This window comes from Crocosphaera chwakensis CCY0110 (assembly GCF_000169335.1).
Lineage (GTDB): Bacteria > Cyanobacteriota > Cyanobacteriia > Cyanobacteriales > Microcystaceae > Crocosphaera > Crocosphaera chwakensis.
In genome coordinates, this window is sequence record NZ_AAXW01000066.1 from 1 (window position 1) to 24,561 (window position 24,561).

16 protein-coding genes and 2 pseudogenes are annotated in these 24,561 nt (G+C 39.3%); 8 read left to right on the forward strand and 10 right to left on the reverse strand.

Annotated features, from left to right (window positions below):
* A pseudogene (locus CY0110_RS23535) lies at positions 1–218 on the reverse strand (hypothetical protein); the annotation flags it as partial.
* A gap of 36 nt (positions 219–254) precedes the next feature.
* Positions 255–1,739, reverse strand: a complete 1,485-nt coding sequence (locus CY0110_RS23540; protein ID WP_008278097.1) for a hypothetical protein — start codon at positions 1,737–1,739, stop codon at positions 255–257.
* A 377-nt stretch (positions 1,740–2,116) separates the two neighbouring features.
* Here CY0110_RS23540 and CY0110_RS23545 point away from each other — a divergent pair, with 377 nt between their 5' ends.
* From CY0110_RS23545 to CY0110_RS23560, 4 genes are all read left to right on the forward strand, one after another.
* Positions 2,117–2,476, forward strand: a complete 360-nt coding sequence (locus CY0110_RS23545) for a hypothetical protein (protein ID WP_008278098.1) — start codon at positions 2,117–2,119, stop codon at positions 2,474–2,476.
* On the forward strand, positions 2,463–6,146 hold the full coding sequence (gene mobF, locus CY0110_RS23550; protein WP_008278100.1) for a MobF family relaxase: 3,684 nt from the start codon (positions 2,463–2,465) through the stop codon (positions 6,144–6,146). Before CY0110_RS23545 ends, mobF begins: the two co-directional genes overlap by 14 nt.
* A 222-nt stretch (positions 6,147–6,368) precedes the next feature.
* Complete coding sequence (locus tag CY0110_RS23555; RefSeq protein WP_008278102.1) at positions 6,369–6,590, forward strand: AbrB/MazE/SpoVT family DNA-binding domain-containing protein; 222 nt, start codon at positions 6,369–6,371, stop codon at positions 6,588–6,590.
* Positions 6,587–6,979, forward strand: a complete 393-nt coding sequence (locus tag CY0110_RS23560; RefSeq protein WP_008278103.1) for a type II toxin-antitoxin system death-on-curing family toxin — start codon at positions 6,587–6,589, stop codon at positions 6,977–6,979. Before CY0110_RS23555 ends, CY0110_RS23560 begins: the two co-directional genes overlap by 4 nt.
* A 67-nt stretch (positions 6,980–7,046) precedes the next feature.
* Here CY0110_RS23560 and CY0110_RS23565 read toward each other — a convergent pair whose 3' ends face one another.
* The 4 genes from CY0110_RS23565 to CY0110_RS23580 form a co-directional block, all read right to left on the reverse strand.
* The gene (locus CY0110_RS23565) at positions 7,047–10,796 is read right to left on the reverse strand and encodes a plasmid replication protein, CyRepA1 family (protein WP_008278104.1); all 3,750 of its coding nucleotides are present in this window, start codon (positions 10,794–10,796) and stop codon (positions 7,047–7,049) included.
* Between the two features lie 224 nt (positions 10,797–11,020).
* On the reverse strand, positions 11,021–11,311 hold the full coding sequence (locus CY0110_RS23570) for a hypothetical protein (RefSeq protein WP_008278105.1): 291 nt from the start codon (positions 11,309–11,311) through the stop codon (positions 11,021–11,023).
* 178 nt (positions 11,312–11,489) lie between these two features.
* A complete protein-coding gene (locus CY0110_RS23575) occupies positions 11,490–11,750 on the reverse strand; it encodes a hypothetical protein (RefSeq protein WP_008278106.1) in 261 nt (86 codons plus the stop codon).
* The gene (locus CY0110_RS23580) at positions 11,747–12,337 is read right to left on the reverse strand and encodes a ParA family protein (RefSeq protein ID WP_008278107.1); all 591 of its coding nucleotides are present in this window, start codon (positions 12,335–12,337) and stop codon (positions 11,747–11,749) included. The genes CY0110_RS23575 and CY0110_RS23580 overlap by 4 nt, the downstream gene beginning before the upstream one ends.
* 284 nt (positions 12,338–12,621) lie before the next feature.
* Here CY0110_RS23580 and CY0110_RS23585 point away from each other — a divergent pair, with 284 nt between their 5' ends.
* Both CY0110_RS23585 and CY0110_RS23590 read left to right on the forward strand, forming a co-directional pair.
* Positions 12,622–12,807, forward strand: a complete 186-nt coding sequence (locus CY0110_RS23585) for a hypothetical protein (protein WP_008278108.1) — start codon at positions 12,622–12,624, stop codon at positions 12,805–12,807.
* Positions 12,808–12,911: 104 nt separating this feature from the next.
* Entirely contained in the window at positions 12,912–13,943 is a 1,032-nt protein-coding gene (locus CY0110_RS23590; protein ID WP_008278109.1) for a PEP-CTERM sorting domain-containing protein, read from the forward strand.
* Positions 13,944–14,010: 67 nt separating this feature from the next.
* On the opposite strand, the pseudogene CY0110_RS23595 reads toward CY0110_RS23590, so the two are convergent.
* Positions 14,011–14,280: pseudogene (locus CY0110_RS23595) on the reverse strand (DUF4351 domain-containing protein); the annotation flags it as partial.
* Between the two features lie 205 nt (positions 14,281–14,485).
* Between CY0110_RS23595 and CY0110_RS28110 the strand changes: the two are divergent.
* Positions 14,486–19,300 carry a two-partner secretion domain-containing protein gene (locus tag CY0110_RS28110; RefSeq protein WP_050780053.1) on the forward strand — a complete coding sequence of 1,605 codons (4,815 nt, stop codon included), beginning with the start codon at positions 14,486–14,488 and terminating at the stop codon, positions 19,298–19,300.
* Between the two features lie 18 nt (positions 19,301–19,318).
* On the opposite strand, the gene CY0110_RS28115 is transcribed toward CY0110_RS28110, so the two are convergent.
* The gene (locus CY0110_RS28115) at positions 19,319–20,632 is read right to left on the reverse strand and encodes a DUF4157 domain-containing protein (protein ID WP_008278112.1); all 1,314 of its coding nucleotides are present in this window, start codon (positions 20,630–20,632) and stop codon (positions 19,319–19,321) included.
* 344 nt (positions 20,633–20,976) lie between these two features.
* Between CY0110_RS28115 and CY0110_RS23610 the strand changes: the two genes are divergently transcribed.
* Positions 20,977–21,474 carry a hypothetical protein gene (locus tag CY0110_RS23610; RefSeq protein ID WP_008278113.1) on the forward strand — a complete coding sequence of 166 codons (498 nt, stop codon included), beginning with the start codon at positions 20,977–20,979 and terminating at the stop codon, positions 21,472–21,474.
* Positions 21,475–21,578: 104 nt separating this feature from the next.
* On the opposite strand, the gene CY0110_RS23615 is transcribed toward CY0110_RS23610, so the two are convergent.
* Entirely contained in the window at positions 21,579–24,068 is a 2,490-nt protein-coding gene (locus CY0110_RS23615) for a CHASE2 domain-containing protein (RefSeq protein WP_008278114.1), read from the reverse strand.
* A gap of 46 nt (positions 24,069–24,114) precedes the next feature.
* A partial coding sequence (locus tag CY0110_RS23620; protein ID WP_008278115.1) for a DUF1822 family protein occupies positions 24,115–24,561 on the reverse strand: 447 nt, incomplete at its 5' end.

The following is a 24,561-nucleotide window of genomic DNA, read 5'->3' on the forward strand; positions in this document are numbered from 1 at the left end:
ATTCTTAACTCTTCAGAATCACAACTCTTTTGATGATACCGCGCTAGGGGTAAAAAAGCAGCCACTAAAAGCTCTCCTACTCGCTTATTTAACTCCTCTTTTTTTAAGGTTTGTAAATAATCAATAACTTCCCCTAATAAACTCTCGCTATCGGGTTGCAATCTAATATGAAAGTTCTTTCTCCCTTTGTCCATGTTCACTCCAGTTAACAGCTTCATCAATCAATTAAATAACCTTTTTTCTGTTTATGTCCTTCAAGTCTTTAAAGTTTTATCCATGAGATAAGCCCCTAATCCAATCACATCAGCCTTACGTTGATAAGAGAGAGAAAAAGATTCATAAGCATTAAGATTATTGAGTTGAAAATATTTGGACATGGTGAAATATAGCGGTCTTTCTTTGACAATCTCTTTCTGGATTCCCCTTGGGTTAGCTTCATAAGGACGGTAAATTGAATTGACATGAAACCAGTTTCTTCTTTTGTGCAAGTCACTTAGAGAGTCGGGAAAATTAGATAAATAAATAGATAAACCTAGTTCATCAAGAAATTTAGCCGATTTATATTCAGACTGTCTTTGAAGCCAATTACTATAGCCAAGATTAAAGCCAACTCCAATTGCTTCTGAGAACCATTCAGATAGTAAGGGACGAATAAACCAACTGGCTCCTCCACTAATTAGTATTGTCGAAAGCGGTTCAGAAAACATTGAGTTATACCATTTTTGAAATGACTCAATATATTCCTCTAAGGCTAGATCGATGGCATGGGCAATATCATTAATTTCCCTTTTTCTCAAGTCAGGATCTGATGCTCTGGCTAAATCCTGAATCGGTTTGAGTGCAGCCCAATTAGGAAACTTCATCTCAATAGCCACATAATGGTGATAGCTTCCAAGCTTGTTCCTCCATCGTTGGAGTAAGGGCTGATTTTCTGGCTTTTTCTCGATATAGGTGGTTTTAAAAAAAGCCTGTCGGTGATTCTGCCAGATAGTTTCAAAGGTCTTAACTATGGTCTGTCGATCTAACCAAGAAATGGATTGAGCAACACGGTCAAATACTTGGTGAAATCCTAGCAGTGGGGAAGAGCCACTATGAAGCTTTTTATCTTTAAAATACAAGGCCGAAATATTACGATGCCCAAACATCAAAATCGCCATACGATCTAACGATGGTTTGAACATACTCTTTTGATACAGGTAAAATAACCCAAACCCTTCTTGACGCACTGAGAAAGATTCTAGTTTAATGCCCCATTTTGTATCCCTATATTTCCAGTTAGACAGGAGCAATTCTAAAAAGGACTTGAAACGATCTTTATCAGGAAACTCTTCCCAAGGTAGGACCACAGCTAGGGCAATTTTATAATTCTTTTTCTTGGGTAACTGGTTTTGTTGAGTCAGGGTAGATAAAACATAACCCATTGCAGCCAAGGTTTTATAAGCAGCTACTTCATATTTGACATCTTTAATCTTATCCACCGGCTCAAACAATCGCGCTAAGTGACCGACTGCATACAGTTTATCCTTAGTCTCAATCCAAATCTCTTCTATCTCAGGGACTTGACTGACAACAATGGTGTCTCTTGTCTGATACCGTTCTAATTTGTCACGGTCAATGGGTTCAAGGTCCGGAGGCATCATCACCACCTCAAACAAAGACGACCCTTCCGTTGACCCACTTCGATACGCAATCTTAGTCGCACTAGCTCCAAAATCCAGGGCAAGTATTAAATCTGGCATCTCCTCACATCAGTTAACATCACCATTATCTGATTCTAGCGATTTTTTGACCGTTTGGCTGGCTCAAAACTTACTCAAGATACCCTAAAAAGCCTTTATTTTTGCTCATATTAGGCTCAAGATGCCAACACCTTTTCTATTCAGTGACCCCAAGTGACCCTATTTAGCTCACCCACCGAGTTCCTTGATGAGCCAATTTTTCCAAAAACTAACTAGCTGTGAGCAACCTACTTTTTTTCTGAATCTTTTGCACATTACGCCAAGTTTTGGCAAAACCATTATAATAGATTCTAACACCCCCTCTATGAGAATTTCCTAATTCGGCGAAATTAACGACAAAGTAACAAAATAACTTCAAACGTATTACCAACTAACTGATGATAGTAGAAGAGAAAAACTGGCCAAAACGACAATTACAAATAGAGTGTAAGGAGATAAGTGACCGTCTGTTATTCGATGGAAGCTTACAGAAAGAAGTGGTTTATATTTATCCGTTAAAATTTACTGACTGGGTAGCTTTGTTATTCACCCGTTACCACTCTGAAGCGGTGGAACTCATCAAAGCCCTACCTAAAATAGATCGGTTCTTTTATCAAAACAAAGTGAACCGGTTTAAACAGATTAGTATCTGGTGCATCAGACTTGAACAAAGCGAAGGTCTTATGACTCAGTTAAAGGCACTCCCTAATCTTCAAATTGAACCCTTGGTAGAAGAGGAAGGCGATGCTAACCATTAAGAACGTTAATGCAGAACTGGCTAAAACCTACTTTGAAAAAGGCTACTACGAGGAAGGCCGATGGTTCGGTGAAGGGGCAGCCAATCTCAACTTGACCGGAGAAATTAAAGACCACGACGCTTACAATAACCTCTTAGATGGCCAGTCCCCCGACGGACACCACTGTCTCATGGGACGGAAAATCAATGGGAATAAACACCGCGCCGCCATTGACTGTACCTTTAACGCTCCTAAAAGTGTCAGTTTACAAGCCTTAGTCGGTGGAGACGAACGACTGATTGAAGCCCACCGTAAAGCGGTTAACCAAACCCTAGAACTGATGGAGTCCCGTTATGCTCAAAGTCGCATCTTAAAAAAAGGACAGCCCCGGCAAGTGGTTCAGACCGGCAAGTTAGCCGTTGCTCAATTTGACCACATCGAAACCAGAGACTTAGACCCCCATCTACATACCCATTGTGTGGTCATGAACGTCACCCAACGAGACGATGGCCAATGGCGCAGCCTCCACAACGATGCCATTTATCGTCAACAGAAATTATTAGGGATGGTGTACCAACATAACTTAGCCTTGGAACTAATGAAGCTGGGTTATCAAGTAGAAGCGAAACAGCATGGACAGTTTGAAATTGCTGGTTATGAGAAAAAAGACCTAGACTCCTTCTCTAAACGGCGACAACAGATTTTAGCCGAAGCCGGGGAAAATGCCAGTGTCCTTGAACGTAACATCGCTTGGGGCAACACCCGTGTCAAAAAAGAAGTGGTGTCCCCATCTGACTTAAAGCAGAAATGGCAACGAGAAGCCAGTGAATTAGGGGTTAAATTTGTCAGTCCTAATACTGGTTTGGATAGAAAAGGTGACGGTAATAGTGAGCAGAGGGAGCAGAGGGAGCAGAGGAGCAAGGGGAGTGATAATCAGGCTTTTCAGAGGAATATTGACCAAAATGCTATTTCTCACCCAAGCCCTATTGAGGCTAATATTGTCAATGATGCCATTGCTCACTGTGAAGAACGGGCTGTGGCTTTTCGGCTTGAAGACGTAGAAAAATTTATCTTATTAAATGGCCAACCCATTAATATAGAGAGTCTCGATAAAACCATTGGTCAACATTCTCAATTAATTAACGTTAGTGACAACCTTAACCGTCGCTATACCACTGAAGCTGCATTACAACGAGAACTGGCCACCATTCGTTTAATGTTAGAGGGGAAAAATCAACAACGTCCTATCTACTCAGAAGCAACGATTAATCAGGCTTTAGCCCCCATCTCCTTAACAGAAGGACAACAGGAAGCCATCTCAACCGCTTTAAGTACCCATGACACCGTAATGGCATGGCAAGGGGTAGCCGGTGCAGGGAAAACCTATGCGTTAAATCATTTCACTACTTTGGCTAAAAAAAATGGCTACAACATCAAAGGGTTTGCCCCGTCTGCTGAAGCGGCCAAAGTTTTAGGTAATGAGGTTGGCATTCAAGCCGATACAGTGGCTAGTTTACTCTATTCCAAACAAGCAAAACAGGTAGAACCTAACCAAATTTGGATCGTTGACGAAGCCGGGTTACTCAGTGCCAAAGCAGCTTATGAACTGTTACAACGGGCTAAAGCTGAAAAAGCCAGAGTGTTGTTAGTCGGGGACACAAGACAGTTATCCGCAGTGGAAGCAGGAAACCCATTCAAGTCTTTACAAGCAGCAGGAATGACCACTGCTAGAATGAATCAATCCCTACGACAGCGCACTCCTGAACTACAAACCGCCGTGGATTTTATTTCTAAGGGGGAAATTGATGCCGGGTTTGGTATTCTTAATCAGGCTAATTGTTTAATTGAAGTGGCTGAAGAGGAGAAGATTAATCAGATTGTTAATGATTACTTGAAAATCCCTCAAACTGATAGAGAGAAAACCCTAATTTTGGCAGGGACGAATACAGAACGGTTGGCGATTACTCAAAGTATTCGGAAAGGATTAAAAGCAGAAGGTAAATTAGGAGAAGGGGTTAAGCTTACTCAACTGAAAAGCAAGGATTTAACGAGGGTACAAATGCGTTTTACCCATCATTTAGAAATAGGGGATTTAGTCAGTCCTGCTTTTGATTATAAACAACGTCAATTAAGCAAGGGGGAACTTTATAAAATCATTGATAAAGATACTGATAGTTTAACCCTCGAAGATTCGACAGGAAACAAGATTAAAGTCGATCCTTTATTTGAGAAAGCGGTTTATCATAGTTCAGAGATAGAAATCGCAGTAGGAGATAGATTAAAGTGGACTAAGAATGATAGAAAACAAGGACGGAGAAACGGTCAAGAATTTACAGTAAAAGCCATTGAAGGGACAACAGCGACCATTGAATACAAAGATGGCAAACAAGACAGTTTTGATTTTAGGGTTCCTCAACCTTTAGATTATGGGTTAGTTAGTACGACTTATTCATCTCAAGGTAAAACCGCAGATAGGGTGTTAATTTCGGCTGATTATACGATTGGGAAGGAAAGTTTTTATGTAGCGGTGTCTAGGGTCAAATCTGAGTTAAAGTTATATACTTCAGATAAAGATAATTTACTGGACTTGGCTAAAGCATCGAGGGCAAAAGAGAATCCGTTAGAATTATTACGCGCTCGTCAAAAGGCTTTATTTAAGGGTAAATATAAGACTAAAGAAAGAGGGGCAGATGGGAAAGAAGTATCAAGTTTGACGACTCAAAATATTTCTACTTCAGTCATTGAAGCTCCCCCCAATGTTAGTAATGTATCTCAAGAAAAACCGAATAATGCTGTTTCATCGGAAATGTTAAATAGGAAGCTAATAAGGGATAATGATGAGGAATTAATTGATAATTCTAACCCAATTAACAATGAAGAATCGAAGGAATTAAAGCAGAAAACTTCTCAGTTTGTTTCTCAATCAAAAGTTATTACCGATGAAAAAATTGAGAGAGATAATGATACAATATTATCAGAAGTTACTGAGTCTGAAACAGTGAGCGATGCTGAAGTTACGAACTCCAGTAATCAGGTTGACCAATCGGTAAGTGAACCTATAATTATTTCAGAGGAAGCGGATACTAACCTTAATAAAAAACTGAAAGAAGCTAATGAAACTCTAGCTAAATCTAACCAACTTTCTGACGAAAACCAACAACGATTACAGGAATTAGCAGAACGTCTTAAAGGGGATACAAATCAGAAGCTAACAACACCAAATCAAGCAGTTAAGAAGCCAGAGATTCAGAGAAAATCGTCAGATTATCCTACTCCTAAACAGACGGTCGAACCTTCTCATAATCAGCCAAAGCCTTCAAAGAAAACTTTACCAATCCCTTCATCTGAGCAACGATTAGCTGACTTAAACAATTTTCGAGCTATGACAAGCATTATTCTGTTAATGCGTTGGGTCAATCCAAAACCTAAAAACAGTTTACGGACATTTGAAGGGAATCGTTATATCTTTCACATCTCAACCGATGAACAGACCATAGAATTATATGCTAAAGATGGACGAGGATTAATTCTTCAGAAGAAAGATGGGGTTCTTAGAGGAAATCTTAATGAAGAAGATATCAAACGAATGGCTTTGATTACTTCTGAAATTGGCAAAAGATTAAATAAAATTAATTCACCATACAACCCATCGTCTCAACAGCGTAGTCGAGATAATGGGTTAAGTTTGTAAAAGCCAGGTCAGAAATTTGGCTACTAACTCATCTGTTTGATCTCAAAGCTAACTCTAGCCAAATTTCTTAAAAGTCCCTACTGATTTAACTAGGATTGATACGTTAATCTTTAGTCTCCTAAATCCAAGCCTAGCTAAATCAGGGGAATTTTCCCTGGCTTTATATAGGTTATGAAAAGTTGGTAGTTACAATTGTAATTACTCGTCACGAATAAGAAAATAATGAAGTTAAAACTCAGGAAGATTGGAAATTCCATCGGAACGACTTTTCCCAAAGAAATCCTTGATAAGTTACAAGTGAATGAAGGAGACACCCTCTATCTGACTGAAACCCCCGATGGAATAGAGTTAACCGCTTACGATCCTGAATTTGAACAAGTGATGGAAGCAGCAGGGGAAATCACCCGCCATTATCGTAATGCGTTAAAAGAGTTGGCTAAGTGAGGGAACCAATCTGGATTACCGAGAGAATGGCTAGGGCGATTCATAGCCAGCAACTTGCTTTGTTTGGTGGGGCTTCTGGTATTTTGGATGAAGGTAAATTATCTTCGGCCTTGGCTAGAGCTAAACACCTTTACACTTATCAACCCGATGCTAGTCTGTATGAGTTAGCTGCGGCCATTGGTTGGGGAGTAGCTAAAAATCACCCTTTTGTTGATGGCAACAAACGAACGGCTTTCGTAGTCATGGCAGTGTTTCTCAAGGTCAACGGGATTGATTTAACTGCGCCAGAGGTGGAAGTGGTAACGGTTATGCTGGCCTTAGCTGCTGGTGAGCTTAGTGAACAGCAGCTTAGTGACTGGCTTAGAAAGAATTCTACAGAGAGGGAATAGAATTAGATGTACAGTTAGATTCAGCTTTAATCCCACGCTATACGGAAATTAGTTGAATCAACCACAGTTAAGCCATCTTCAAAAAATCCCAAAACTCTATCAGTTGATCATCCGTTAACTTTAGCCTGGATCTAACCCCATAACGAGCATTGAGATATTCTCTCCCCTTCTCTATGGTCCACCCTATTCGCTTCAAATGACGGTTCATATCATTGATAATGTCCTTCCAATCAAACCCTTCATCTTCAGATGGTTGGGGTTGATTGGGTTTTTCAGGAACATCAGATAGTTGATCCCTCTTGTCTGAGTTTGAAGGAGACACAATAGCTGATAAATGCTCCTCCTTCCCAGAATCTGGCTCATTTGTAGTATCAAGTTCTTGGGCGATAACCCTCAAACCTTCTCCTAGAGTATTGGGAGGTTTAAGCCCATCCATAATCCTTTCTGGTGGCGGATTTTCAGCATTATCATGGTTGAAAATTTTCGGCACATTATTCACCCTTGTTTCTTGTAACATATTTTCAATTTGTAGTATATGTTGCCGTCCTTCATCCCAATTTAAGCGCGGTTTCTCAAGTTCATAACGAGTAGCAATGGCCGCCATAATGGGGTCGATTAAATAAGCACACTTAGCATCGGGAACCGAACAAATTCTGTAGACATAGCTATCTCGTTTCTCTTTCGTCTTAATCCGTCGTGAGATGAGAGAGTAACCAATCTGGTTTAATAACCATTTAAAATACCTCATGGGATTAGATCCAGGTTTTTTCCCTAACCCAAGCCAATGTTTCTTATAGCGACATTGTTTCAGGATGGCCTGGAGGGGTTCATAATCCGGGGTAAATTCGATATCGTAATGATTATGGATAAAGTCTTTTAAGCCGATGGTTTCTAATACCTTTAAGCGTAGATAGCGTGGGTTATGTTTCCAAGGGGTTAAGGTATTACCCAAACGTCCCTTGACTAACTGAGAATGGTAAATGCGTTGAGATCGTTCTTTACATTTATCGAGGTTATGAAGTAAATAACGATCCTCTAATTGATTAATCAGGTTGGGATATTCGTATTTGATCTTATAGACAAAATCAGGGGACCAAATTTCCTGTTCATGAATCCCAGGTAAGGTATTAACGATCCACGCCTTCATTAAAGCACATCGTTCTTCCCAGGAGGCATCATAATTAAGCAGCGTTTCTGGTTGACCAATGTATTTATCAGACGCATTGGCAATATCTTTACTGTTACTTTGTTTGTTCAACTTGTTAGTTTCAGAAACTTCTTTACCCGTTGCTTTAAATTGGGCATCCTCAAGCGGGGCGACTCTTTTAGAAATATCATAGCCTGATTCTGCTAGTAGCCAATAAACACATTCTCTGAGATTAGACTTCTCATAGTTTTTCATGGCTTGAATGCGTTGGGCTAGTTGATGTTGGGGGGTATTTTGTGAGGCTTTAAACTGGGTAACAATTTCTGAGATTAATGTTTCGGCATCAGCTAAACCACTCATGACACTATCAATATCAGAGATTAATCTTTGGTTCAAATGATACTGGAGATTTTCTACTAAGGGACTTTGAATACTATCAGGATTATCCTGTTTAACGTAGGGCATGACCCATAAATAACGGATCAAGTCAACATCTCTGACACGGGCAATAATTTGGGTAATGGCATCAGCATCAATCACCCCAAAGAAGAAACCAAAAAAGTGACTAAAATAGTTGGTAATGGCTACATCAAGCCCACTTTCACAACTCGGACTAAATAATAAATACTGAGGTTTATGTTTCTTAATCCAAGCCACAGGATTCTCAAGAAAGGCTTTCACTTCTTTCTTATTAATGGTTTTAGAATCAATGCGAATGCCCTTCCTTCCTTGAGCGATAAATAAGTCATCAATGGATTCTAATAAGATTTGAGAATCGGCAGCGACCACGGGCAGTTTAGCTGTGTTTAAGAGGGCATTTAACCAAGGAGCATTATCTCGTTTTCTGAGATTCCCTTTATTATTAATGGTTCCTTCTAAAAGGATGAGTTCGGGTTTGTTTCCTTGGTAGGTATTCTCAACTTTTACCAGTCGTTTACTAGGGTCACAAGTTGCCATGAAGTGACAGTACATATCCGAGAGATTGCCATCTAAACAGACTACTGTTTTTGCCCGTTTGATAGCTTCCATAAACATAGCAATCGTCTCGGATCTTTGCCTGATGGTGCCACTAAAAAGGAGATGTTTGATAATAGAAACGACTTCATCTAAAATGAGGATTTTGTCGTCAAAGGATTCTAGGGTATAGTGTCTCAATAAACTATTGACACAAGCTGCGGTTCGACTATAGGGTTTGGTAATATCAATGAAGCGAGAATCATGGTGGATATGTAAGAACCCTGATTTTTCGCAGAATTGTAAAAGCAGAGTATTTCGATAGCCTAAATTAATGGCTCCTTCTCCAAACCATTGACCGTTTACCCATTCTCCATTTTCATTTTTATAACCATTGAGATGTTTAATTAAGTCGGTGGTTTTGCCGGTTCCTAGTCCGCTTTTGAGGCAAAGTATGGTATTGTCTTGGGGGCAAGGTAGGTTAATAAAGGTCTGGTCAATGGTCACATCAGGGGTAAAATGTTTGGTGGTTTGCCAAGCTTTTTGAGTCTTTTCTCGGTATTGTTCTAAGTTAGCGATTTCGAGAAAATGATCAACGCTAATTTCATTAGCTTTCCTGAATCTTTCCCGATGAATTTCATCAATGTCACTGGAGTTTTTAATGGTTTGTCCCCACCATAAAATTTTCAGGCTGTGACCTAATTCTAATGATTTTATAAACTCAATTTGGTTTAACCATCGCTGCATCACTTGGGGGTTGAGGATATCCCCTGCATCGGGACAGAGAATGAGTGTCTGGTAACGGGCGATGATTTCTTTGAACTGCTTCGGGGAACCTTTGAAGTGGCCACCACTGGCCCCACAAACATCAATCTTTAAATTCTTTGAGGCAATAACGGGCTTTAAGATGCCTTCGACGAGGTAAAGGGGGTTTGATACCTTTGAGTCGGTTGAGGGGTCTTCAAGCTCATTTTCAGGGCTATCTGGTGGATTGTTAGTTTGAGTAGCGTCCTTAAACTTTTCTTGTCCCTTTGTCCCCTTATACCCCCTTACCAGGGTGATAGGTAATTCTCCATTGGGTAAATGGGATGAGAAGACCCCTTTTAACCATCGGTATTTATTATTTTTGGTTTCGTAGCGAACCTGACCACCGTTAATTTTCCCTTTGATATCAAAGCTAGGGCAAAAATAGCCAGGGTCTGATACACAAAATTTAACATTTCCCGAATAATAATCTGTTCCTATTCCTGGCAAATTGTCAGGGATTCCTGACGGAATGGGGGAATATTGGTCGAGGGAGAAGAAGGGGATTTTATCGATTTGAAGGTCGCTTAACCCCCGTTTCTGGAGGTCTTTTCGGTGGCGATCTCCTAATCCTAGATAGTTTGAAAGTCGCTTATAGCTTTGATCTCGTTGGCCAATGGGTAGGGCATTTTTCCCTAGGAAGTTGAGTTTGTCTAGTTCTCGTTGCTGTCTTAGGAGCTTGTCTCGTTCCCATTGTTCACGGTTGAATTCTTTGCCGTCGTCAACGATATGAACGCCCCAGACTCCGTTACTGCTGGTTTTTGTCCATTTCCAGCCGGACAGGGGGGAGTCGGTGTCGATATAACCATGACAGAGGATTATGGTGTCCCCTGAGATTCGACAGTCTCCACTATGGTCAGTACAGATGGGACAGGGGTTAAAGCGGGTGGTTGGGGTGAGTTGGTTTCTCATGCTAGGCTACTCCCCCTGGTTGTTGTAGAGGAATGCCACGCAGCAGAAATTTTGGGCGCACTTGTCTTTCCCGCCCAGATGAGGTAGGATCATTGGTAACTAAAAAATTTTTTGTATATGATGTCCCCGCTAGTAGGTAAAAGAGTTAGCGGGGTTTTCCATATGTTTGATTCTTAGTTTACAGTATTTTTTCGTTTTAGTGAAATACTTTAGGTAACGTCTTGTTAAGATTTTTTCTTTTTTTCTCGGTAGTTCCAAATATATTCAAGAGCATCAGGATCTGGAACCAAAAAGGCTAATTTAATTCTGTAGGCTTTAAGTTTTGGTGAGCTTTTTTTAAGTTGAGGATTTCCTTTAATATCATATTGAATTTTGCGGGTTGTTACCCCCAATTCTTCTGCAATCTCCTCAACAGTCCAGTAACCAGGTATAGTTGCCTCCTTTCTCTTGAGAGGGGGGTCAAAATCTTCGGGACACACAACATTATGTTCTGAAGTAGTTAGGGAATTAGACATTTACAAATTTAGGAAAGCCACGCTTATCACTTCTATATTAAGCGGTGGGATAGGAAAATTAATGGGTCACAACAATAATCACTCATTCTCAACGCTGATTTTCTGTACTGAGATCGACCTTGAGGTTTTGCTAAACATCTAGCCATTTAAACAGTTGAACATTCAAACATCTAAACATTTAAGCGTCTAGAGATTGAACCCAGGCATCGACCAACCCTTCTATGATCTCACTCATATCCCTATCCCCTTGAACCGCAGCCACTTTTAGTTGTTGATGAAGTCGCTTGGGAAGATAGATCGTTGTCCTTACATAATCAGGGTCACGGCTTTTGCTTTTCTTCGTTTCCTTAGCTGTAGTTGACTCTGATGCAGTTTCTTGGGTTTTATTACGGGCTGCACTAAACAGGTCATCAAATCGGCTTGATGGTTTTTTGCTCATGGTAGAATCTCCTGGCCGACTTTGACATAACAATCCCAAGCTGCATTAGCGTAGGGGTCTTTAACTTGATTAACGGGAACCCCCTCAAGGGCTGCTTTTTGAAACACAGCCAACCGCCGAATCCCTGTTTTAAACAGAGGTAGTTGAGCATTTTTAATGGCACTTCTCGCTTCAGAACCTGCTTTAGAGGGACGGGGAGGAATTAAGGTCAGTAGAATTTTATAGTTGGCTTCTAAGGAGTGGAGGGCATCTACCATTTGTAGGGTTGCTCCTAAAGCCAAAGCATCGGGACTGGTAGGGAGAATCAGTAAATCACAACCTTCAGCAATGGTTTTAAGATCGTCAGGGGCAGGACGGGCAGGGGTGTCAATAATAATGTGTTCGTAGTTCCTGGCAAATTTAACCCCCTGTTTTTCATCCACGACTTTAAAGGGTATTTCTCCCCGACTAGCCCAGTCCAAAGCACTGCGGTTTAAGTCCCCGTCTACCAACAGCGAAGGGGCTAATTGCTGACAGTAAGCTGCTAAATGTAAGGCCGTGGTGGATTTTCCTACGCCTCCCTTGAACGAGGCGACGGTGATGATCATGGGTGGGATAGATGAAAGGGATGATTTTATTGTAGCTTAAATGAACATATAAACGTTTAAATGTTTATATGTTCAAACGTTTATATGTTTAAACATTTAATTTGTGGGAAAGATATGAAGCTGAGGTCAGATGCTTTTACCCAAAAATCGTATTCTTATGCCCTCTGAAAGCGGGTGATATTCAGTTGCGTGAAGTACCCAACGGGTTATTCTGGCGACATTTGCATAAAAATCCGTATCCTTATCTAGAGGTCATCAGTACCCAAAATAGTTGTTTGTGAATTATGAAAAAGCAACGACCTTTCGCTATCTTCATTAGTTCTCGTGGAATCGAATTTACTTCTATGTCTCAATCAACTTCTGTTGAGGAATCAAACTTAGTTTGTTACGTCGATTCAAAACAAGCGGGACTGAGAATTGCTCAAAAACTCGCTAGTGATCAAGAAAGAAAGCTATTTTATCAATTTTAAGGTTTATTTTAGGATTTTTTGGTTTAATTTGTCGCTACTATTACTATACTTATCATCGCTGTAAGCAAATACCTAAATATTTAATGAATTAACGAGGTTTAACAATGAAAATGATTCACAAGGTAATCACGACTGGACTAGCGGCTGGATTAATATTTACTGCTGTTGCTGGTGAAGCAGAAGCACGAAGAAGAGGAAGATGGTCTGGATATTCAAATATTTTTGGTAGTTCGGAAGATTTAGGAAACAATGAAGAGGGCATAAAACTTGAACTCTTTGAAGATAGTGGAGACGCTTATCTTTCTATTCCTTTAAATGTTTTAACTGGTGTAGAAGAAAATTTTTTTGAAGGGGTAGGCAGTTTTAACGTTTATTTAGACGTTTCATCGGATTTTTCTCCTGATACTGCTGAACTCGACATGAGGATAGACGTTAGTGATGTATTAACACTCAAAGAAGATGTTTTACAAAATCGAGATCCTGATAATCAAGATGACATAATCCAAATATTAATGAATTCAGGATACATAGACTCGAATGGTTCTTTTGAGGTAGAAGTTGACTATGATGTAGAGTTATCTTTAGATCAATTTACTTCGATGCAATTACAAGAGATTGCTGCTAATTCACGACCAATTACGGACTCTTTCTTTGAGCTTAGTGCATCTCAGTTTTTTGATTTAATAGAGAACGATGATCCCGATAACACAATTTTTTGCGAACCATCGAGAAACTTAGCACAGATTTTGGGAGGAAATTTTGATGATGAAGATAATAGAAGTCGTTTGTGTAATCATAGTGATGGAGAAGCTATCCTAGTTTATGATGATGGCTTTGTATTTGAGTCAAATAAGGATGACGATACGGATTTTAACTTCAATGATTACTTAATAGAATTTGAAGGACTGAGTTTTTTAATAGAGACGGACCGTGACGGCAACAAGTCGTTTAGAGATGATCTTGTTGTTCATAATAGCGGAACTGGCGGTGAAGGTTTCATTTTACAATCAATAATAACTGAACCAGATGAGCCAGAAAGTGTTCCAGAACCTGCTACAAATGCTGGATTAATCGCTTTGGGATTGTTAGGAATTGGTGCATTAGGAAAAGGTAAATTTATTAAAAGAAAATTTTAAATTTTTAACCTAATGTAGAGGAGAGTATCAACTTATTTTCTAATGGAGTGAGGTAAGTTAGGATAGTTCACTTTTTAAGGAACCATTGTCTTAAATCTTCCTCACTGTGAAAGTCTAATAAAGCTTCTCCTAAATCTTCTAATTCTTCAACGGATAAAGTTTGAACTTGAGTTAAGAAATCAGGAGAGATTTGACCAAAACGGCGATTGAGTAAGCGTAAAATTAGGTTAACCTCTCCTTCTTGTCTTCCTTCTTCTTTCCCTTCAGCTTTAATCGCTTGATAAATGACTGATTCTTTCATGATGTCCTCTCTTAATAAACGTTGAATGATGTCTTTTACGAATTAAACCTTAAAGAAGTGTTAATTTTTATTGACTTTAAGTGTTTGAGCACATCAATAAAATGTCGCCTTATCATCATACAAAAACTAGAATTTTTCATAAAGTTGAGTTACCATAAATCAAATTTTAAATTTATTATCATCCAGTGTCTATTTATCCATTAGAGACACTAATTTTTTAAGAAAAATTAAACCAACAATTATGATATCAAAAAGCTTTAAACAATGTTGCTTTTTTCTGTCCTTTTCTTTGTGGGGACTCAATGCTTCTCTAACTCATGCTCAGATTATTCCTGATAATACCCTTGGGGCAGAAAATTCTATTGTCAATCAAATCGACGCAACTCTATCAGAAATTGAGGGGGGAGCCATCAGAGGGGGAAATCTTTTTCATAGTTTTTTCGACTTTAATATTGCTGACGGTGCAGCCGCTTATTTTGCCAATCCCGATGGAATTGTTAATATTATTAGCCGAGTTACAGGAAATAATATTTCTAATATTCTGGGAACATTAGGGGTTTTAGGAGACGCTAACCTATTTTTCATCAATCCCAACGGTATCTTCTTTGGTCCTAATGCTCAAATCGATATTGCTGGTTCTTTTCTTGCCAGTACAGCGAGCGGTGTTATTTTACCAGGGGGCGTAGAATACAGTGCTACCAATCCTCAAGCTCCACCTTTGCTGACTGTAACCGCCCAAGCACCCATTGGTTTACGGTTTGAAGGCATAGCCCGAACCATTACCAATGAAGGGGAACTTTACACCTTTGGGCAAACCTTAGCCCTTGTTGGAGGTGACGTATCGATTCAAGGAGCAGGAGGATTAATTGCTGAAGAAGGGCGCATAGAAATAGGAAGTGTAACAGGAAGTGGCATTGTTGGCATTCGTCAAGAGCCGACTATTCCTGGTTTTGCTTTGAATTATGAAGGAGTTAATAACTTTGGCAATATTACTCTATCAGAAGATGCTTTTATTGATACCACTGGAGAAAGAGGGGGTGCAATTCAAATACAAGGGGGAGAGGTTACTTTAAGGGACTTTGGCTTTATTGGTTCGACGACCTTTGGTTCACAAGCAGGAGAAACCTTAGTTATTAACGCCTCTGACTCCATAATCTTGAGTGGAGATGCAGGAATTTTAACTACATCACAAGGAGAGGGGAAAGCAGGCGATATTTCTCTTAATACAGCGACTTTCACCCTTGAAGATGGGGCTTTTACTGCCTCTGATGCTTTAGCTGATGGTGCAGGGGGCAATCTTTCTGTTTCGGCTTCTGACTCCATCATCTTGAGCGGAATTGGTCTATCAACCACAACTAATTTTGAAGATACTGGCGCAACAGGAAACGCAGGAAATATTACTATTGAAACAGGAGAATTGAGCGTTATTGATGGCAGTGCCATTAGCTCTTCGAGTGCGGGTATTGGTCAAGCAGGAGATATTCACATTAATGTTGCGGGTAGGGTAGAGTTATCTGGGGGAATAGAAATAGAAACAGACGAAGGTCTTGAATTTTTTCCTAGTGGAATTTTCAATGAAACACAAGCAGAAGGAAGTGCAGGAGATATATTCATCAATACAGGTACTTTAAACCTTCAAGATTCTACCTTCATAGCATCTGATGTCTTTGCTAATGGTGCTGGGGGTAATATTTCAGTTTTTGCTTCTGACTCTATCAATTTAAGTGGATTGGCTTTATTGACAACAACCACCAATGCTTTTGACACAGGAGCAACAGGAGCAGCAGGAAACATTGTTGTTGAAACAGCAGAATTGAACATTATTGATGAAAGCGGAATTACGTCTTTGAGCTTTGGGTCCGGCCAAGCAGGTGATATTCAAATTAAAGCTTCTCAGCTAGTACAATTGTCTGGAATAGCAGGAGCAATGTTTCCCAGTGGAGTTTTAAATCAAGCTTATGCAGAGGGAAATGCAGGAGATATAAACCTGGAAACTCAACGACTGATTATCTCAGATGGAGCCATTATCGATGCTGCCACTTTTGGTTCAGGAAGAGCCGGAGATGTCACCATCAAAGCTTCTGAATCTATCCAACTGAGGGGAGGAGAATTGTTGACAGGAATTTTTGCTCAAACAGCTAACGCTGAATTTGCGACTGGGAATGCTGGCAATATGGTCATTGAAACTCAGCAGTTAGAGATTTTGGACGGAGCGCAGATTTCCGTTGCATCCCGCAATGGAAGTCAAGGGGGAGATTTGACGGTTAGGGCTTCAGAATCAATCGTAATAAGCGGAACTTCTCCTGATGCTACCCTAACCAGTGGTCAAAGTGGCTTATTTGTTTCTGCTGAACCTGCCGGAACTGGTATATTCGGGGGGGAAGTCTCTCCTGGCGGAAATTCAGGAGATTTGTCTGTCACCACTGGACAGTTAACAGTAGAAAAAGGTGCTAAACTTTCAGCTGATACTTTTGGTCCAGGAACCGCAGGAGAATTAACCATCAATGTTGACCGTTTACTGGTAAGTGAGGGCGGATTAATTAGGGCAGGTTCTCTAGTTGAAGAAGGATCTTTAACCTTTGAGCGTGGGACTGGAGGCACTTTAATCATAAATGCTTCTGAGTCAGTCGAAATCGTTGGAACGGGGACAGTGGGAGAGATTCCAGTTGCTAGCACTTTATTTACTGCTGCCGAAGGAACAGGAGATGCTGGAAACTTGCAAATTTCTACTCCTCAGTTAATTATTAGGGACGGAGGACTTGTTACTGCTAGTACTTCAGGAGAAGCAAATGCTGGCGATTTGTTGGTAAAAGACACTAATTTAGTTTCAATTGATAACGCTACTTTGTCTACTGCTGTCAATGAAGGTGCAACAGGACAAGGAGGACAAATACAATTACAAACTAACCAATTGATCCTAACTAATAATGCTCGAATTCTAGCCAGTACAGCAGGAACTGGTAGTGCAGGAAGTATAACCGTTCCCAATGCTAACAGAATAGAATTAAATAACAGCACCATTTCCACAGAAATAGAAAGCACAGGAATTGCTACCCAACCCAGTAATATTACCCTCAATACCCAACAATTAGAACTCAATAATAATGCCCAAATCACAGCCAGTACAGCAGGAGAAGGAGACACAGGAGTTATTAACATTAATAGTCCCCAAAAAATAGAATTAAATAATAACAGTGAAATTAGTAGTGCCGTAGAAGAAGGAGCAAAAGGAAACTCAAGAGAAATTACTTTAAACACTTCTAATTTAACCCTAACAAATGAGTCTGAAATTAGTGCATCTACAGCCGGAAACGGTAGTGCAGGAAGTATAACCGTTCCCAATGCTAACAGAATAGAATTAGATAACAGCACCATTTCCACAGAAATAGAAAGAACAGGAATCGCTAGTCAACCTAGTAACATTACTCTCAATACTCAACAATTAGAACTCAATAATAATGCTCAAATTACAGCCAGTACAGCAGGAGAAGGAAACACAGGAGTTATTAACATTAATAGTCCCCAAAAAATAGAATTAAATAATAACAGTGAAATTAGTAGTGCCGTAGAAGAAGGAGCAACAGGAGATTCCAGAGAAATCACCTTAAATACTCCTAATTTAACCCTAACAGGAAACTCTCAAGTTAGAGCTTCTACAGCAGGAACTGGTAGTGCAGGAAGTATAACCGTTCCCAATGCTAACAGAATAGAATTAGATAACAGCACCATTTCCACAGAAATAGAAAGAACAGGAATCGCTAGTCAACCTAGTAACATTACTCTCAATACTCAACAATTAGAACTCAATAATAATGCTCAAATTACAGCCAGTACAGCAGGAGAAGGAGACGCAGGAACCCTTGATATTGATGCCAAAGAATCAATTAATCTTAATAATAATAGTACCTTAGCCAGTTCTGCTAATGAAGGAGCAACTGGAGACGGGGGCGATATTAACCTTAAAACTGAAAAACTAACCCTCGACAATAACAGTCGTATTACAGCCAGTAGTGAAGGACAACCTCAAGCCGATGCAGGTTCAATTAATATTCAAACTCAAGACATTGATTTAGATAACAATTCCCAAATAGCAGCCACTACCTCAGCAGGAGAAGGGGGAAGTATTAGTATTCAAACCCTAACCTTTCAAGCCAATAATGGCTCACAAATACGCACCACCACATCAGGTGACGAAGATGCAGGAGATATTAATATCTTTGCCCCTGAAAGTATTATTTTATCGGGAGAAAATACAGGATTTTTTGCCAACACCACCCCAGAGTCTACAGGAGACGGCGGTAATATCTTAGTAGATCCTGTTACCTTTATTATTGAAGACGGTGCGATTATTGCCGTTGATAGTTTAGGGACAGGAGACGGCGGTGATATTACCTTATTTGCTGATAATTTAACTTTGGATCGAGGAACCGTTTCAGCCCAAACCACCAGTGGGACAGGTGGAAACATTACCATCGTTGTGAACGATATCCTTGAATTACGCGACAATGCTCAAATTTCCACCACTGCTGGCAACCAAAACACCGGAGGGGATGGTGGTAATATTTTAATTTTTTCTGACTTTATCTTTGCTATACCCTCAGAAAATAGCGATATTACCGCTAATGCTTTTACAGGAGATGGAGGCAACATTACCATCAATGCTAGAGGCATTTTTGGGATTGAACCGAGGGAAAGATTAAGCCCTTTAAGTGATATTACCGCTAGTTCTCAATTCGGGGCTAGTGGCGTTATTTCAATCAACGCTCAGAGTGCAGATCCCATCGAAGCTTTAGATACATTAGAACAGAATCCCGTTGAAACCCAAATTGCCCAAGGTTGTCAAGCCGTTAGACGGGGAACGGTTGGCTTTTTTGATGCAGGAAGAGGAGGAATTCCTGTTACCCCAGAGGACTTACTTAGAAGCGAAACTATCATTACCCCTTGGGTTCCTTTAATGGAAGAATTGGACCAAGATACACTCTTATTTTTCCTTGAAGAAATCCCTGATAATCTTATTTTCGTGAATAAGATCGAAAAGATTTGTTCAAATTACTGAGAAGCTTGGGGACAATTCCTAATTCAACTGAAGAAAGTTAGTTGTCCAGTAACGGTTTTCATCCATTTTCACCTTCTTGGTTCCGATAAACATTTTCCGACATCGAATTGCTAAGGAATTGTCATTCAGTTGTAGAACTTGGTTGATTACGGCATCATTAGGACATTGTGCTTCTACTGGGGTCATATCACCCTTTAGAAAAATTCGAGTCCAATAGTCATTAGACCATTGTACTTTGGTATCACCGGAATGTAGTTCTCGACAGCGAATACCAAGCCTATTACCATGACGTATGACAATTTGGTTGACATATCGACTGTCACCGCAAAAAGCCTCCTTGCCTTTGAATGAATTTCCCTCCTTAATCATGAAATCTCTTGTCCAAAATCTGTTCATGTCTTGGACTTCCACGCCCTCCAGTTCGGAGCATCTGATAGCTGCATTGTTTCCTCTCCAAATGACGGCTCTCGCAAATCTTGGTTTTGTGTTCTTTCCTGTTTGGCTTTGGTTAGCACACATTGCGTCAGAGAACACGACCTTTGGAGAACGAAAAGCAGTATAAACCGAATCAGTGAGGTTATTTTCCTGTTGGTAAGCTTTTTTTTCTAATTCGTTATTCTCATAACTTTGTCCTGCTTGCTTGTACTTTTTAAAATAGTTGTAACCAAAGTTAGATAACGATGAACTATAGTTTTCATATTGCTGTGAATGGGTCATTTCATGAATAATCAATCCCACCAAGCCTTGTGAATAAGAACTAGGTTTTTGTTGCTCGATATAAATATCATGACCATAGGTTTGGGCTGCTGATTCTGTACCTGAAAGATTGATCCCAATTTGATTGGCACTCCACTTATCAAGACCAGGCGTTCCCCAGTGAAGAGTAACTCGATCTACCAAGCCACCAAAGTGAGGACGTAAAGCATCTTTAAGGGAAGCATCGAGGGGTTCTCCTGTAGGAGAGCGTTTGGACATAATAGATGCTGCTCCTTGATAAGCGATTCTTCCTGCTTCTCCCCATGCTTCTTCGGCAAGACCTGATAATGGATTACTGTGAGGAGGATGAGGACACATATCGTTGGTCTCACCAAAAACTTTTATAGGACACTTGATATGAGCATTAGTAGGTTGAGAAGTGGTTAATATTCCTCCTACCAATAAAGCTAAAGTGAGAGACGCACCTAGTAATTTTTTTAGTGATTCCCATGTAGTAAAAGACTCGTTTTTATTTAGTTGAGTAATTTTTTCTAAAAACATTACAAAACCAATACGAGCCGACTTTTCTGAAATCTCAGAGTAGTTATCTTGCATTTTTTCTTTTACTTGTGTCATGATCTAACTTCCTCCTTAATAGAAATAATAGAACTTAGAACCTTAATTTATGGAACTAAGACTTAACTTATCTATGTAATAGATGTCAGACGTTAGAATTATGCACACAATGCTATTTTCCTCTTAGCAAGTAGCTTCCGAAACAATTATTAACTTAATTTGCTCAACATTTATCCCGAATTTCTCACAAATTAATTTGAAAGCTTTGATTTTCATCAAATTTTGAGCCGTGGTGCATAAATTAAATAATTAAATTCTAAAAAAATTAAGTCAACGATGAGATTGAGAAAAAATACCTCAACGTCTCTTCTTAGAACTCTGAAACGCTTTAAAAGGTACGAAACATGAATCTCAACGCAAAATCTTTAATTTCTAATGCACTTTTCGGTGCAGGTGTTCTTGTTTGTACTGCCGTTTTAATCAAAGCGGGTGTTTTCGATGGCACAGTTTCCCAGAACACTCTTGTAGATATTGGTACTTCGATTCCTAGTAGTGGTCATGGTAAAACCTCAAATTGCGTTACTGTACATTCACCAGTAAAAACCTATAAATGGGTGTTAGAAAATGATACTTCTTTTCCCCTTGAATATAATCTCAATGGGCAATGGGAATATCTAGAACCTGGAGAAAAACAATACTATAGTTCTCGCGTAGGAGGAGGAAATAGTTGTGGACGTTATGGCTATTCTTTTCCTGAATTAAAGTTAGGAAACGATACCTGGACTGTAGGGATCGATAGGAGTTCTTACATCATTCTGCATATTAAAGATGGTGAACTTGGTCTTTTCTATTTAAAAAGTAATCAATCTGATCGTAAATCTCTTGATGTTTCCTCTAATTAACTTAGTGGGATAGAAAGAATTTTTTCTTATTGATAGGCAATCCTTTCAGTGCATAAAACTGTCAGTTTCAGTCTAAAGGTTAATAGAACACAATTTCCCTTTTTTTACATTTTTGTTTCAGCAAACCCCACCATAATGACCATAGCTAGAATTGAGGGAACGAAAGGAACCCAACCCCCTTGAAGTAAAATAAACCAACAAACTCCCCACAAAACCACAACAGCAACACTTATGCCTATTCCTTTATACAAAGGTCTACGAACTTTCCAGACAATTATCCCCCCAGTTAATGACCAAACCCAAATCCAAAGCATATCTCCCCACTGCGGCCACGACCATAATAAAGGTCGTTCGTCTTTCACTGCACTGATCATTTCACTAATAACATGACTATGAATATAAATCCCTCGAATCTCCCCTAATGGGGTATCGTGTGAATCATTAACACTCGCTGCTGTAACCCCAATTAAAACAATACGATCTCTAATTCTCAATAAATCAAAATGTCCGTCTAAAATACTTCTAATGGGTATTTGTTTGGCAATTTGAGGAGTATTCCGATAATTAATGAATAGTTGATTTCCCCTATCATTTAACCGTTGATAACCCCCACTTCTATTCCGTAACCGTTTGAAAATAACTGAACCAAACTGCCAATTTTTATCCTCATTAGGGACTCCAGAAATCCCTTGAGCGTCTAGATAGCGATAGGCTAATTGTAAAGCAAAAGAATAGGAAGTTTGACAGCGTGAAGGCACTTCTAATAAACTAGCACTTCTGGATAAAAGATAACGCCGAACCGTATCATCTTGACCATTAGTAGGCTGTTTATCATCATATAAATCTACAAAACCCACTTGTTGCTTAGAAATTTGAGGAGGAGGGGCAATGCTTTGGGTTTCAGAACCATTACCACTGCTACAAATGGCAATTACATTATCAGAATTTTGTAAAGTCTGACTTAATTGTTGATAACCAGGAGATGTTTTTGAAGGGACAGGTATATTCCGAAAAATATCAATTCCAATTACCGCCGGTTGATGAGCATTGATTGTGTTAATTAATTGAGCTAATTTATCATCGGGAAGCGGATGACCATATTGACTAATATCTTTTTCATCCATACCAATAATTAATAAACGAGAATCAGCCGATTCACTTGGCCGCTGTCTCATTAACATATCAAAGGCTTTTAATTCCATTGATTGTAATAAACCTAACCAACGAACTCCCATAACCACCAAAGTTAAGGGAATACTCATTAGTAACAGTCGAGTTAAACGAAATTTATAGAACTTTTCTAATACTCTTGACGGTTGAGTTTTAGCCGTATCTTGAGTTTTAATTGTATTTGATAGTTTAACTGTATTTTGGTTTTGAATGGTATCTAAAGATTCAACAGTATTTTGATTTTTAGCTGTTGGTTGAGTTTGAATGGTATCTGAAGATTGAACTATATTTTTGGTTTGAATTGTATCAGGATATTTTTGTAATTGTGGCCAAGAAAAAGACGTTTCTGTGGGATTTTGACAGATAACTGGTAACCAACTCGCACAAGGAAATTCCGATTCTAACCCCTGTAATCGTTCTCTGGCTTCCCTAACGGCTAAATAAAATGTTTTTCCTCCACTAAAACTCCTCAGAAACATTTTTAGAAAATTCTGCGCTACTACATCTGGTATCGCTTCGCGCATGACAATGATTTGAGGAATGGATAAAGAGGCTAATTCTCGCCCTAACCCTAAGCCATCACAGGAGTTAAATATTCCTAGCTTTAACCCGTTTGCTAGGGCAGCTTTGAGGGCATTTCTCAGGTGTTCAATGGTAATGCTTTGAGTGGGATTAATTTCTAAATAGCCTGTTCCTTGTTCGTCATGAGTCCAACTATGGCCAGCAAAAAAGAAGATATCCCATCCCTGTTCGTCCCATAGTTTATCATCTAATTCTTGTCGTTGAGGTTCAACTAACCAAACAATCTCTACCCCTTGTAGTTGTTGAAGCATTTGTTTGTCTTGCTCAACATCAATACCTGTACTATTCCCTAAAATGGCTAAAATTCTAACTTGACTAACATTTTGACGCTTAACTTTGGGAGTACGTCGGTATTCTAAGGGACTTAAGGAAACTTCGGCGTAGGGATAATCTTCAAAAAAACGCCAAATATGCCAAGGAAATCGTCTTAGTTGCTCATTTTCTGTTTCGATAATAACTCGAATTTCTGTATTAATATTGAGATGGGTTCGTAATTGTCCCTCAAGACGACTGAAAGCGGGATAATCAAGCCAAAGATTAAAATTATGTTTTAATTGGTCACAGAGCGTAAAAAATTCTTCATCACAAACCTGGGTAACATCCTCTTCATCAAATTCGATGTCCAAAACTTGAGAACCACGACGAAAGCTGAGATTCCCACTCAGTGCCTTGTATAATTTGCGCCAATGTTGATAAATTTGACCTAATTCGGGTGCAGAGGGTAAACTACCAATAAACTGTAGGGGAATTTGATTATTATTTTCCCATAATTGAACAGTGATATTAGAAAATCCTTGTTGCCAATCTCCTTTTCCTAATTTTAAAACAACTAAAATACTCAACTTAAACCCTACTTATACTAAATTTTTAGTGATTTTTGTAAACAGTTTAAACTATAAAATATTCTGTTACACTCCAGTCTTCTAAGGTTAATTTTACCCCAAATTGAAATCCTCGCTGACATTTAAACCGCTTGATTTGAATATAATTATCTTGAGAGCGAGATTGAACTGATTTAATCGTGTCTCCAGATTCATTACATAATGTCAAAGTCAGATTTGAAGGTAAATAACGTTGATTTCCTTGGGGATAAAGTTGAATGCGAACCCCCATTCTTTCATCAGCTTCTTGGTTAACACTAATCAATAAAATAACCGCTTGATTTTCAGGAGAAGTTACCCCTAAATTAATAACTTTTCCTCGTTTTTGAAGTTCTTCTTGTTCTTGAGCCGTGCGTCTGGTTTCAAAAGCTAAATTTAGCTCTTGTGGCGATTGCCAAATACTATCAAAGACATTATCTATCCAACGACTTAAATTTACAAATACTTGCTGATT